The sequence below is a fragment of the Streptomyces aureocirculatus genome, assembly GCF_000720475.1.
GTDB classification, from domain to species: Bacteria; Actinomycetota; Actinomycetes; order Streptomycetales; family Streptomycetaceae; genus Streptomyces; species Streptomyces aureocirculatus.
In genome coordinates, this window is sequence record NZ_JOAP01000038.1 from 19,408 (window position 1) to 32,601 (window position 13,194).

Annotated in this window: 14 protein-coding genes; all 14 read right to left on the minus strand. The window is 63.7% G+C overall.

Annotated features, from left to right (window positions below; translation table 11 throughout):
• Window positions 1-363 precede the first annotated feature (363 nt).
• Window positions 364-882 carry a hypothetical protein gene (locus IG78_RS0129190; RefSeq protein ID WP_030568478.1) on the minus strand — a complete coding sequence of 173 codons (519 nt, stop codon included), beginning with the start codon at window positions 880-882 and terminating at the stop codon, window positions 364-366.
• Between the two features lie 1,307 nt (window positions 883-2,189).
• Window positions 2,190-4,493 (minus strand): DEAD/DEAH box helicase, encoded by a 2,304-nt coding sequence (locus tag IG78_RS0129200; protein ID WP_159398272.1) that lies wholly within the window; start codon window positions 4,491-4,493, stop codon window positions 2,190-2,192.
• A gap of 449 nt (window positions 4,494-4,942) precedes the next feature.
• Entirely contained in the window at window positions 4,943-5,275 is a 333-nt protein-coding gene (locus tag IG78_RS0129205) for a hypothetical protein (protein ID WP_030568480.1), read from the minus strand.
• A gap of 320 nt (window positions 5,276-5,595) precedes the next feature.
• Window positions 5,596-5,853 (minus strand): hypothetical protein, encoded by a 258-nt coding sequence (locus tag IG78_RS0129210; RefSeq protein WP_030568481.1) that lies wholly within the window; start codon window positions 5,851-5,853, stop codon window positions 5,596-5,598.
• An 18-nt stretch (window positions 5,854-5,871) separates the two neighbouring features.
• Window positions 5,872-6,105, minus strand: coding sequence for a hypothetical protein (locus tag IG78_RS0129215; RefSeq protein WP_030568482.1), 234 nt, complete (start codon window positions 6,103-6,105; stop codon window positions 5,872-5,874).
• A 241-nt stretch (window positions 6,106-6,346) separates the two neighbouring features.
• Window positions 6,347-6,844, minus strand: coding sequence for a hypothetical protein (locus tag IG78_RS0129225; RefSeq protein WP_030568483.1), 498 nt, complete (start codon window positions 6,842-6,844; stop codon window positions 6,347-6,349).
• Window positions 6,841-6,984 carry a hypothetical protein gene (locus IG78_RS49490; RefSeq protein ID WP_157855897.1) on the minus strand — a complete coding sequence of 48 codons (144 nt, stop codon included), beginning with the start codon at window positions 6,982-6,984 and terminating at the stop codon, window positions 6,841-6,843. The genes IG78_RS0129225 and IG78_RS49490 overlap by 4 nt, the downstream gene beginning before the upstream one ends.
• Window positions 6,985-7,386: 402 nt before the next feature.
• Window positions 7,387-7,524, minus strand: coding sequence for a hypothetical protein (locus IG78_RS49495; RefSeq protein ID WP_157855898.1), 138 nt, complete (start codon window positions 7,522-7,524; stop codon window positions 7,387-7,389).
• Window positions 7,525-8,007: 483 nt separating this feature from the next.
• A complete protein-coding gene (locus IG78_RS0129250; RefSeq protein WP_030568487.1) occupies window positions 8,008-8,487 on the minus strand; it encodes a hypothetical protein in 480 nt (159 codons plus the stop codon).
• A complete protein-coding gene (locus IG78_RS0129255; RefSeq protein ID WP_030568489.1) occupies window positions 8,484-8,822 on the minus strand; it encodes a hypothetical protein in 339 nt (112 codons plus the stop codon). Before IG78_RS0129255 ends, IG78_RS0129250 begins: the two co-directional genes overlap by 4 nt.
• Before the next feature lie 108 nt (window positions 8,823-8,930).
• Window positions 8,931-11,912, minus strand: a complete 2,982-nt coding sequence (locus IG78_RS50685; RefSeq protein WP_199813324.1) for a helicase-related protein — start codon at window positions 11,910-11,912, stop codon at window positions 8,931-8,933.
• 511 nt (window positions 11,913-12,423) lie between these two features.
• Window positions 12,424-12,552: a hypothetical protein gene (locus IG78_RS52245; protein ID WP_263972737.1), complete on the minus strand. Its 129-nt coding sequence runs from the start codon at window positions 12,550-12,552 to the stop codon at window positions 12,424-12,426.
• Between the two features lie 11 nt (window positions 12,553-12,563).
• Entirely contained in the window at window positions 12,564-12,863 is a 300-nt protein-coding gene (locus IG78_RS0129275) for a VRR-NUC domain-containing protein (protein WP_030568491.1), read from the minus strand.
• Window positions 12,860-13,111 (minus strand): hypothetical protein, encoded by a 252-nt coding sequence (locus IG78_RS49500; RefSeq protein WP_157855899.1) that lies wholly within the window; start codon window positions 13,109-13,111, stop codon window positions 12,860-12,862. The genes IG78_RS0129275 and IG78_RS49500 overlap by 4 nt, the downstream gene beginning before the upstream one ends.
• Window positions 13,112-13,194: the final 83 nt, after the last annotated feature.

Consider the following 13,194-nt stretch of genomic DNA (forward strand, 5'->3'; position numbering starts at 1 on the left):
AGACGCCGGTGCGGCCACTGTGGAACTTGACCGTGAGGTCCTCCATGCTCAGCGGTTCGCTCATGGTTGCTGCGCCTGGAAGTCGAAGGTGCCGAAGATGAACTGCGTGGCCTCGTAGGGCTCACCGCGAGGCGTCACCCGGGACCGGTGTGAGCCGGTCCACGGCTTGTCTCCCCGCAAAGCACTCGGCCCGCGTTCGACGCCCGAGTCAAATGTGCTGAGCCCCTCTGTCAACGGACCTGTCTTGGCCGCCGTCGCCCCGCCCCTGTTGCGAAAATGCAGCACTGTAACAGCGTCAGAGATCAGACAATCCCGTCGGCCAGGCTGCCGGCGGGGTTGTCTGAGGTACGAGATCGTGGTCTCTCACGCCGCATCAGTGTCATCGGACTCTCCCCGGCCAAACAGGAATCCGCGGACGTCACCGCTCCTTAACATGTCCTGCAGATGCGCCAGGAACACCGCGCGCTGCGTGGCTCGGCGATCAGCCAAGGAGTTGTACTCGCGCAGTGACCTCAGGTTGACGACCCAGCCGTTCTCGCGAGAGATGGCCCGGTCAAGCTGAGAGTCCGGCACGACGTCCATGCCGGTGAAATCGTGGTCGAACTCGGCGACGATGTCGAGGCGTTGATTCGGCTCGTCGATGTAGAGCGTGTCGACGCCGACCTTCTGGCCGACCTTGTCGAATGCTGTGAGGAACACACGGTCTGCCCTGGTGGTGTTGTCGACGTGGACCGCTGCGACATTCGTGTCACCTATGAAGCTCGTCTGCTCAAACTGCTCATACACGCGGGTACGAGCCTCATGGCCCCACATAATGCGCCGGGCTTCGTCGAAGCCCTTGAACTCGCCAGAGTTGGACGCTTCTGGGTGGGGGTGGACCATCGGTGCGCTCCTTCATATGCGAGATCCGGGAGGTTTGCGCTGCCAGGGGGCGTATTGGCTGCGACACATGCCTCGAAACAGTGAGACGCAATCGTTCTCCACTGCGGCGCGGCAGGAGCAGTCTGCTGGAAGCTCACCTCGCTCCTGCCGCGCGCTTCCGCCCGGGGGAAGCAGATCTTCCCCGGGCGGAAGCGCCGGCCATGGATCTGGTAAATCCGCGACCGGCTCGGACGCGCCGTCGGGCGTGGCCGGGCGCTAGTCGCTCTGCCCGGCTGCGCCGAGGTCCTTCGTACGGTCCGGCTGGGCCCAGAAGTATCGGCAGTGAGTGGTGCGCGGTGCCGGCCGGTCCGTCGCGTGCTTGGAGGTCATGCAGTTCGCCCCGTCTGGCTCGGGGGGCCCTCTCTCATGCAAGTCCAGCGGCCGCGCTGTTCTCACGCCGCGCGCCGATCTATTCTGAGCGCCGCCGATGTGCTCGAACAAGCCGGTGGAAGGCCCCAGTGGTTCTTCATCCTCAGATCTGCTGGTGGTGACCCTGCTGAGAGTCGTTATGCACGGGCCCTGGCAGAGGCCTGGTTTTTTAGCGCTGGCGAGAGCGGGTGCAGGGACGGTGGTTGGAGCCACCCTCTGGCGCCCGCCTCTTGGTGCATGCGGCGCGTTCGTTGCCGCTCACCGGGCCAGCTCGCCGCTGGCCTGTCCGGCTTTCTTGCGGGCGAGTTCGGCTTGTGCCTCACTCGTCCGGCGGTGGGCCGGGCTTGCATCGACAACGCTAGGCATATGGTGCGGGCGAAGCCATTTCACCGGTGCACAAACTGACCATTGACACCTGTTGGCATTGCACCAGTTGACCGTGCGCCAGCGCAGAAGCGCACCTTCCTCATGACGGTCGTGCCGGGGGTGCACACATCCCGGTTCCCGGCATGGCTCATCCGGCACTCGGCAAATTTCGCACCATGTTCACAACACCACGCCCCGACCGGCCAGTTGGTCGCCAATGCGTCAGTTCACCGGTGGACCATTGTGATCTTGGCAGAGTGAGTTCACCCCTTCTCGACGAGCCACTTTCCTCGTGTCCTCCTTGGGTCGGCGAGGGGTTTGTGGTAACCCACTCTGATGTGATCAAGCTTCCCGCCGAGCCGATGCTGGCGACACCCGTCGAGACGTTTGCCCTCCCGTTGAATTAGTTTGCCGAACCGACGTGGCACGCTTCCGGGCCTTCGCGGCCTGGCTCATCGCGCATCCCGGTGCGGAGATCATTTGCCGGGCGGGTATCGGGTACATCCAGCCAGCACTGTCCGGCGCCTCTCCGGTCAACTCATGGACCAGCCTGGTAGAGCCTCCAAACGATGGCGGCGGCCCTCGGGCTGCTTCCCCTCCCGGATCAGCTTCTTCTGCTGGAGCATCCACCGGTAGATACCAATGCCGTTGATCGACTGGTCAAAGGGCACCTTGATATCGCCGTGCTCGGCCGCCCAGGCCGCGAGAACGTCAAAACTCGCTTCCCACTGAGCGGCGATGCCGTCCCAGACCCACTCAGGGCGTTCTTCCAGGGCCTCGGCCTGCGCGGGAGGCAAGGTGCCCTTGCGGTAGTCGGTGCGCTTCCTGGTGACGGTTTGACCGAGAGCGAAGACGATGCCGTCCTTCTCCACCTTGTACGCCTGTGGAACCCGGGCGTGCTTGTGCTCGGCGATGAACGCGTCGAGATGCTGGAGGAACGCCTCGAACTTCGCGTCGTGGCCATGCCACATCCAGCTCGGAAGCGCCTCGTAGTAGGCAATCTCCTCAGTCTCCATCTGGCTCGCCTTGTACCGGTTGCGTGCCAGGGTGACGAAGTTGTCCAGCCGGTATCCGGTATCCGGCACGGTGTAGCCGCGCGGCACCCGGGCATGGCCATGCTCAGCAACGAATCGCTCAAGCTCGGACCGGCCGAGCTCGCGCTTGAACTCGGCAAGCCGCCACGTCCATCCGGGCTGCGCCTCCAACAGCGCCGCGCGCATCGGCAGCAGCTTGCCGACGGCGTACAGACCGCGCTGACGAGCAGCCCAGCTCTCCAAGGTTCCGGGCTCGGTGGACGTGGGCACAGCGGAGTGGCCGTGCGTGGCCGCGTACCGCTCCAACAGCCCGTAGAAGTGATACCAGTCCTCGGTTGTGTTCTCCAGGACATGCACTCCGAGAGCCGCCACGAAACTGGCATTGATGTTCGTGCTGCCGTAGATCCTCACCTTCTCCGGCAACACGGTGCGGGCGGCGCACGTGTTCTCGGCCGCGTCACTGCTGAGGCGCCGCCGCGCGGTGGTCAACGCGGCGTCCATGCGCTCGTCCTGGTCGCGGAGGGTCGCCAGGACCCGCCACACGTGCCGGAAGGAGCCGGCTTCCAGGACGGCCTGCGGACTCTCGCCGGGTGCGACGTAGACGGGGAGGAGAATCAGCGCGGGGCGATCGTGATCGGGGTGGAGGCGCAGCGCTCGCCCGACTGCCTGCACGATGTCGGTCTGCGACGACTTCGGGTCTACCAGGCAGATCCCGTCGACGCTGTCGACGTCCAAACCCTCGGTCAGGGTGCGGACGTTGTTCAGGACGACCCGGTGGCCGTGCGCGGGGCTGGCGAGCATCTCCAGCTGGGAGTTCCGGGTGGCCGCCGGGGTCCTGCCGTCCATGTGCAGGGAAGTGATCCGCACGTTGGCCGACGCCGCGCCGATCGTCCCCAGGGTCGCCGAGAAGGCCTTCGAGCGGGCTACGCGGCTGTGGAAGGCGATGACCTGCCGGAGGTCGTGCTCGCGCATGGCCTGCGACAGCGCGATCTGGACGGCCACGGTCGCCGCGTCGCTGGACCTGGAGCTTGCAGGGGAGCGGCCGTCCTGCGCGAGCAAGGTCGCGTGGACGTCCTGATCCGAAACCAGCACGATGGCAACTTCGTAGTCGGCAAGCAGTTTCCGCTGGATGGCACTGCCGAAGGAAAGCTCGTAAACGCGCTTCCCGTACAGCTCTTCGTCATCCATCGACACGATGTCTGTCGTACCGTCGGAGCCCTCGTGGATACGGCTGGTCGCAGTCAGCGAAAGGCGGAAAACCGCAGGGATCTTCGCATTGTCGAGAACGGTGGAATAAGCCTTTCCTGTGCGCCCGGCAGTGTGGTGGGCCTCGTCCAGCACGACGAGGTCGAGCGGCGGCAACGCGCGCAGTGCATACGCCTCAGCTATTCGCCCCACTGAATGGTAAGTGGAGATCAGAAGGCGCATCCGCGTGGACTGGCGCGGGGCAAGGAAGTCGGCGATCCGACCAGGCTCGACTGTGACTGGGGCAGCGGCGCCCCCTACAGCGGAATCCGAGCAGATGATCAGGGCATCCAGGCCGCAGGGAAAGCGCGAGGCCCAGCCCCGGTAGATCTGCTCGGCAAGAGCGAGGGTCGGCACGGTCACCAGGACCGTGCTCGCTGCGCGCGCGTTGGCCGTTTCACGCGCTACAAGGGACTTCCCTGTCCCACAGGCCATAACGACCAGTGCCCGGCCTTCGGAGATCTCACGAATGGCCCGCAGCGCCTCTTCCTGATGCGGGCGCGGGATCATTCGCGAAGCAGTCTTGCGGCCATGCACTGGTGCGCTTCGGTCGTTCACGTCGACTCCGTCGGTGATGATGATGGGGAAGTTGAGGGGGCCGATGATGTGCGAGGCACGGCACAAGGGGCGCATTGCCGCGCATTTCGAAGCGCCGCGATACTCGAACCGGGCATGAACAAGGGGGGTGAGAGCGAGGAGTGTAAGGACACTCCCGCCCTCACCCCCCTTGTTTCTCGGACTCGACGCAGCCGGCGCCGTATGGGTTCGCGAGATGCGACTGTGCAACGAGATCTGAGTTCTGGAAAATCCTGCAGGATTTGATGTAGCCGTATACGCGCCCGGGAACGGTGGCGTCGCAGCCGTCTTGCGAGCAGTGTTCGGCGGCTCATTTCTGGTTACCGCGTCCACGGTCGGCGGATGTGGTTCCCCCCTACTGCGTGACCCTGAGTAGTTCAGTAGCGCCCTAGCTCGGAGTCGAACCGGGCCGAGATCCGTCTAGGACTGCTCTACTTGAGCCACGACAAGCGGTACAGAACACGCAGCGTCGGCCGGTTCACGTTGGTGTACATGCCGGGCATATCGAGTTTCACCCAGTAATGTTCCTGAAGGACGACAGCACAGAACTCCAGTCCCTTACGCTCTGCGTCCTGATAACCAACATCGTCTAACGTGTGCCAGATGATCCACGTCTCGCCTTCGCGATGCTCCGCATGCCAAACCTCGAAACCAGCGCGCTGCTCCTTCCAGGAATATTCCGGGATACCTGCACGCTTCAGGTGGTCGCGAAGGTTCTGCTGCATGCGCTCGAGGACCTGGATCTCTACAGCAATAATCGGCATTCTCGATTCTCCTTTCCAGTCGAGTAGGGGACTAGATGGCCTCACCTATGTAGTGGGTGGAGCAGCACCTCCGCAAGGAACGACATCCAGAGCAATACGGCGAGCCGCAACCATAACGGAACCCTTACTTTCTCCCCAAACGGCGTGCCGCAGCTCCTCAGGAAGCTTCACGTCACAGTCAACGACAACGTCTGTGTTCTCGGATTTTTCGCGCACCGCTTGTGTGCGTGATCTGCGGATACCGTGAGCTCGTGGGCGCCTTCCACTTCCGGGATCCACTGAATGTAGGCCCAGTGCATTTAGACTCTCCAGGGTCAGTCTCAGTAGACGTAGAGCTCTATGCCATCGCCAGCATTCTGTTCCGTAAGGCAGACACCACCATTACTGACGGTCAAGACGTCGCCGAAGGCCCACATGCGCACCTGACCGGTGCGGAACTCGGACGTCCCGTGGCCGTCGAGGACTGTGGCGAATATGTCGAGCCAGTTACTCTGCGAGCAGACGCAGCTCGTCTGAATGGTGACCACATGCTTCTTCTCGAGGTGGCGGATGGCGAGCCGACGGTGCACCTGCCTCATCTGAGCACCGGGTTGGAGTCAGCCCTCCTTGGGATCTTCATAAACGGGCTGAACCATGTCCAGATCGACGAGTTGGCCGACACGAAGGGTGTTCAGTCCGCGCAGCATCGCGATCAGTTCCTTGCGCTCCGCGATGCCCGCAGGGCTCAGCCGCCGACCGTCCTGTCTGAAGTCACCCTCTTCGAGGAGCTGCTCCAGTGAGAACTTCCACTCGTTGACCTGGTACTGCTTGATCTTCTGCATGCGGGCCATGTATCAGTCCCTCCTTGAAAGGGCGTAGCGTGAGCTGAATGTCATGCGAACCGACCCGGTCCAGCGCGAGCACGTCGTCGATGACAGTGGAGTTCCTTCTTCAAGTGGCCGTCGGTTACTGAATCTTCCTCAGTCCCCGAGGGGACGCCGGAACCCTGGAGAGTCCTCATACTCTGCATGGACCATGGCCTCGAGGTACCCCTCCAGCTCCCGCTGGGACATCTTGCGGGGCTCCGTCGAGTCAGCCATCGGAGTCTTCCTCGACAGCGCGACTCTTGCGGACCGAGCGCCGGCGGATGCTGGCAGCGAGGCGGTCGTACTCTTGACGTGCCTCGTTCGCCCTGACACGGTGATACTCAGCCTGTCTGTTGTGGTCCCCGATCGACTTTCCAAGTCGGGTGAGCTCGCGGCGGAGGGTGTGCTCTCTTTCATCCCAGTAGATCTCGCGCACGGCGGCTGCCAGTTCTGATTGGTGCATCATCAGCCACTCACCGGGAATCCGGGCCTGGATCTTGGGCATCATGCTGTGCTTCTCGAGCTGGAGCACGATCTGGCCGTCGCCTTTCATGGACGACCGCGCGAACTCGACGCTTGGTGAGCCAAGGAACGGCTTGAGCCGCGGGGGCATGGTCTCGGCAGGGAATTTCGCGAGCACGCGTGAAATCAGGCCCACCATCTCGTCGAGTTCGGTGAACAGCTGGTTCATGGCGCCGACGATCTCTGTGGTCTTGTTCTTCATCGCTTCTGGTCCTTGATGATCGGGTCCTGCTCGGGGAACCGGGACAGGACCGTCCCACCCCGATTGGCCTCCCCGTCATGACGTAGGGAGGCGCTGCCCTTGACGAACAGGATGGAGGCGCTCTGTTCCTTCGTATCCATGGCCAGACCCGTCGTCAGGGCGCGCTCGTGAGAGGCCGTCAGGGGTCTGGTTGGAGGCCGATGCGTGTCCCGGCTGGTGCATTGACGGGTCTCACCGGTGTCTTGCTCGGGGCTTCGGCGATCAGCGTCGTTGTCGCGTCCGGCCGGTGGCGGCAAAACGTCTTCTCAGGGACACCACCTGAACCCGGGGATGCCCACGACGCGACGCCGGCGAATCAACGGGGAACAGACCGGGTGCACGAACACCGGGCCTGTTCCGGCATCGATCCCGCACCCGGGTCGGCTATGCCGACCCAGACCCCCGAGGCCAGTGCCCTGTCAACGGCCATGTCGTTCCCCGTAGGCGGCCAGGAGTTCGCCCCACTGCACAGTCGGCGCCCGTAAGGAGCGAAGCCGAGGGGGTTACTCTTGCGACTTGCGGACCGTTTCCTCCGGGCGGGTCCGCTCCTTCTCGTAGTCATCGAAGAGACCCAGCGTCGTCAACCTGAAGTCGCCGGTCGCGGAGGTCAGGTCGAGGTCATCCAGCTCGACCGTGAACACCTGAACACCATGCTTCCTGGCAATCTCCGTCAGTGCCTTCAACTTGGCCGCCTACCGGCTGTGCCGATCACTCTTCGTGGCCACTACCGCCTCGACCTTGCCAGCGGCGACTCGTTCATCAGGTCAAGGAACAAATCGTCCCGCCCGACCGACTTGTAAGTCTCTGTGACCTCCATGCCGTGCCGCTGTGCCCACTCCGCGCAGTCCTTCTCCTGAGCTTCCAACGCTGCGGGATTCTCCCTGGCGACCCGGCTGTAGACCGCCACGCGCTTCGTCCCGCTCACTCGTCCGCCTGCCCATCTTTCATGGCGATGAGAACATCAGCCAGGCCAGCCTCGGTGAGGGGCTTCTTGACCTCCACCGGCTCACCATCCGGGTCGTCGTACGACAGCGTCACGACCGGGATCCAGGCTTCAGCCTTCCATGCTCTTTTCCTCTTTTTGAATCGAAGCCTGCCACATTGGTGTGACTGTCGTGGCGCGCTCAGGCTGGCACGAATCCGACGCTCAACCGCCACCACTCGCCACCGCCCGGAGTGATCCGCCGACTGATGTCCTCCGGCAGAACTGAGGTCATCTCCGGAAGGAACCACACCGCCAGCGTCCCGCCCGTCGCAAGAGTCAGGGCCGCCCACTGACGGACACCTTCCGCGAGCGGCAGAGCGATATGGGCAACACCACCGTCGGCAAGAAATGTGACGGTCACCCTTCCATCCCGCTCGATCGTCCAACGGGCCTGCGACTCCGCCGCCCGTGCCGTCTCTCCGCTCGGGGCGAAGTGGTGGCGTTCGAGGAAGGCGTCGATCTCCTCCCGAGAATCCTCATCTGTGCCGATGAGGGCCAGCGCCGCCTCCAGCGTGCCGTCCTTCTGTGGTGCTCCAGTCGGAACCGCGGCCGTGGCCGGCACACCGTTGATCGAGACCGCCGAGACCAGCCGAAGCGGCTTCTTGCGTCGGCTACTCACTCGCCAACCTCGTCCTTCTGGCGCACCCAGTCTGCGTGGGCCTCGGCGACCCGCGCTTTCCACTCCTTCCACGCCTCGTATGTGGGCAGCGTCTTCGGGATGCCCTCGCCGATCAGCGTGTTCGAGAAGTCCCCCAGAACGATCTCCGGCACGCCGCTGCTGAGCCAGCCGTAGTGGCGGGCGCCCCGGATGGTCGTCCTCATCGGCGAGTCGTCGTCCAGCACCTTGCGGATGAATCGGGGGTCGGGGGTGAAGCGCCAGGAGTGCTCCACCATGACCCGGACTGTTAACATCTCGTCCTCGGTCAGCCGGAGGCCCGGCTTCCGGTCGCGCATACCTCTCCTCTCAATAACAGAGGAGCCTGCCAGACACCTCTGACGGGCTCCTCGGCTGTTTGGGCTGCCCGGCTGCATGATCACAGCCGGGCCGTCGATGGGTGTGGGTCAGACTCGCTCGCAAGCCCAGAGGTCGTTGAGGTCCTCGCGGATCTCTTCCTCCAGGGCGGCGAGAAGCGCCTGCTCGGCGTTGAAGTCCCCGGAGACGGCCTTGATGAGGTCGTCCTGGACCTGCTGCTTGACGGTGAGCACCGAGGGCATCCGCTCGTCCTGTGTGCCCTTGGCGATGAGCCGATGGATAGTCACCGGCTTCGTCTGGCCCGTGCGGAAGAGCCGGCCGTTGGTCTGCAGGTAGTGCTCGAGCGAGAACGGCAGCGTGTACCAGATCATCGTCGAGCCACCGTGCTGCAGGTTCAGGCCATGCCCCGCGGCGGCTGGGTGGAGCAGCATCACCGGGATCTGCTTGGCATTCCATCGGCGGACCATGTCGCGCGAGCCGTCGAAGGCCTGCGCGCCGACGCCGGCCTTGCGGAGCCGCGTGAGCAACTGCTCCTTGTCGGACTTGAAGTGATAGGCGATGAGCACGGGCTCGCCGCCGTTGTTCCGCACCAGGTACTCGGTCATCTCGATCTTCTTGTCGTGGATGACCTCGTACCGGCCCTTGGTGGTCGGGTCGTCAGGATCCGAGGTGTAGAGCGTGCCCGAGGCGAACTGCATCAGCTTGCTCGTCAGCACCGCCTGGTTCGCGGCAACGATCGATTCGACGCTCTGCGTCAGCTTCCCGTCGTCATCGGTGTAGGTCTGCACGATGTCCAGGACCAGGTCGCGCTTGAAGTCCTTGTATGCCTGGAGCAGGTCCGGCGGGAGCGTGACATTGACGTCCTGGATGCTGAGCGCCGGGAGCTGCAGGCTCGTGTTCTGCGCGCTCATCACCAGGTGCGAGATGGCCTGATGGATCTCGGCCTCGGCGTTTGCCGTGGGGATCCACTTCGCCGGCGTCGTGGTGCCGGGCACCATCTTCGGCGTGAACCAGCGGTTGCGGTACGCGGTGATGTTCTGCCCCAGAGTCTGGCCCTCGTCGAGCAGGTAGATCTGGCTCCAGAGGTCGTGCAGCGAGTTGTGCGTCACGACGAAGTCCTTCGTGACGAACAACCCGTCATCGGCGGCGACCGTAATGCACTGCGCCGGCGCGATGCCGATCGGCTCGATGGAGCGGATGGCCCGTTCCTTGATGCGCCAGCGCGGCTGCCAGTTGTCTGCCTTCCTCGGCAGGCGGAAGGGGTTTGCGGGCATGCCGAACGAAAGGACGTAGTGCGGGCGCATCAGAGACGTGTGCCCCTGAGGCATCACCTGCGGCCCTTCTCGCTGCTCGACATGCTGCGTCACATACCCACCCAGTGAACGGATGAGGAATGTCACCTCTTCGGCCAATCGGGGCGAAGAGGTACTGAACTGCGAGGTCGACCCACCATTCGTCTTGCTGCTACCGTCCGTGTCACAGAGGCCTCGCAGCAGTTCGATTCGGGTGGTCTCGTCGTTCCACAGGTACGGCTCGGGGATGAACTTCTCCCAGGACCTCAGACCACATAGGTTGAGGTCACGCAGGGCTGTCTTCACCGGGTTGGGTACAGCACCGCGGATCAGTCCGGGTAGGCTCCCGCCACGTTTGCCGGACGTGATGTAGTAGGCGCTGGCCTTCGAGTCAGATCGATAGCCCCTGTGGGTCATCTGCATACCCTGGGGAAGTGCTACTTCGACGTACTGCCTGATCTCATCGTCCAGGGTGGTGAAGTCGATGGTGTGACCGATGTGCCCGTCACCGAGGAGGACGCCCAGCAGGTACGGATCCAGAGGGACGTCTCGCGAAGGCATCTCCACCGGCGCGACTGTAGGTGTTGTCCATCGGGGAGCGCCGCCTTTGTCGGTCAGTCCGACCTCGACATTGTTTGCCCGGCTGCGGCTCCTTCCCTTCTTAAGATCGCCAGTGGCGATGACCAACGGGCCAAGACCCTTGCCCCGACGACTGCGGCTGTTCACTTCCCAGAGGTGCTCCTCGGTGCAGTCGACGATGGTGTCGTCGCTGAAGGTGACGCGGAAGATGGGCTTATCACCTTGCGGCCAGACGCCCACCACTTCGGTGGCTTTGCCGTCGGATCCGATGACGCGGTCTCCGAGCCGCATGTCACCCATTGGCCTCCATCCGGTGGGAGTGAGGATCGGGGTGTCCTGGGTCAATGCGTTCGGCGCAGGCGTACCTGTCAGCTCGATGAGCCTGCTCATAGCCGGCCGCACCGTCGACAGGGCCAGGAAGCGCTGTGAGTCGTGCGACTTGAAACCCTGGGACTCATCGATGATGACCGTCGGGAAGGGCCAGATGATGGTGTTCTGACCGTTGATGTTCTGGACCGGCATCTGGTCGACCAGACCGAAGCGGCACTGAGTGCAGCCTGCGCCGGAACAGGTTCGGCAGTCATAGGCTTCCCACGTCACCAGGGGCGACTTGAGCAACTCCTGAATGCAGGCGCGGATCTTGGCCTTGGCGGGGACCCGGTTGTTGGCGTTGCCGACGACCAGAGCACGGTACGAATCGATCAATTCGTCTCGCCCCAGTGCCCCCCGCGCTCGCACCAAGTCCAAGAGCTCAGCCGCCTCAGGTGAACCGGCTGGGCCAGCCGCTGCTGGCGTGATCAGCTTCTCCCTTTGGGGCGGCTGTGTCAGCAGTTCCTGGTTGATGAAGTACATCGTCGGCGGATCGGTGAAGACTTCCTGGAAACGTTGGAGGCGCTTGCCCTTGGAGAGCTTCCTGTCGTTCTCGTCGACGATGAGCGACTTCGTTCGGATGGGGAAGCCCCACTTCTCAATCTCGTCGATCCAGGTGGAGCGGGCGATCGACACGGGTGCTATGACGAGGATGTGACCCATCGGACGAATCGTCTGCAGGACGCTGAGGGTCGTGAGCGTCTTGCCGGCCCCGACGCCGAGCCACGCGCCGGCGAAGGGGTGGTCAACGAGGAAGTCGTGGATCTGCTGCTGATGCGGCATCAGCGAGAACGGGGACAGAGCAGTAGCCGCGGTCATGTCGCTGGTCATCCCTTCTCTTCGGATGAGCGGTCAGGCATGGAATGCCTCTTGAAATGAGGCCGAGTCGGGCATGGGCCTCGTCGGCTCTCTGCCTTTTCTGCGCGACCTCGGTCTCCAGGTCGGCGATCCTCGCTTCGAACTGCGTGACGCGCGGGTGTCGGGTCCGGGGGCTTCACACACGCGCTGTCGCACTGATGCCTGGGCGTGGGTTGCCCGTCCCTCTGGTACCTGCGCGGTTCGGCGGGGTGTACCCAACCCCGGAGGGCCGGGCAGTGCTGTCAGGTGACATCCATGCCGCAGCGAGGCAGCACAGTGTCTGGGTGTCGGCGGCGTTGCCGATCCACAGTTGGAGGTCGTCGTAGGGGTAGTGCTCGGGTACGGTGGGGCACCTGGCAGATTCCCCGCACGTTGTGAATGCGGCTGCTTGTCCGCTCGCTTTCCCCGCCGACGTGGGGGTGTTTCAGTGGAGGGATCCGTCAAAGCTTGGACGCCTGAGGTTTCGGGTGCAACGGCCCACCGCTTACCGGGCGGCGGGCCGTTGTATTGCTGCCTGGTCCTCGCCGGTGTCGCCGCCTGCGGCGCCTTCGTTCTCGACGGTCCTGCGGTCGCGTTGGTCAGTCTTGTGCGGGTCCATTTCGTCGTGGGTCATGGCGCTGCTCTCTATCGGTCAGGGAGGTCTTTGAGCAGGTGCGCGACGAACGCGTCGACGCCCGGTTTGTCGTCAACGACGTGAACTTCAGCTCCGTGGCAATGCAGCTTGGTGTGCATGAGCTGCTGCAGCTTCCGCAGCCGGCCGCCAGGGCGCTTGACCTCGACGAACACAATGCGGCCCAGGGCAACGACGATCCGGTCGGGCACTCCCCCGCGGGCCGGTGAGACGAACTTCAGACACAGGAAGCCGTGTGCCCGGCACTGGGCAAGGAGGTAGTCCTCGATGACACGCTCACGCGGGGACGTCATCGGCTCTCAGTCTGCTTGGCCTGGGCGTCGTGTTCCTGGGCGCACGTGTCGGTCGACGCGGCATCGGCCACGATCTCGTACTTCTTCAGGAACGAGCCGTATTCGGTGATCGTTCGACGCTGCGCTTGATGATGGACCCTGCGCCGGAATTGGAAGGGTGGATCTACGTGAATGACCTTGGTCAGGACCCCGTCGCTTTTGCGCCGCCAGCGCTGACCGGGCTGGACTGGTGCAGTCGCGGCAGTCACAGCTTGTCGCCCCCCTCAACGGTGCGGACGGGAAGTGTGGTCTGGAACATGACGTCTCTCGATTCTCTTGCCATGGCGAGCCA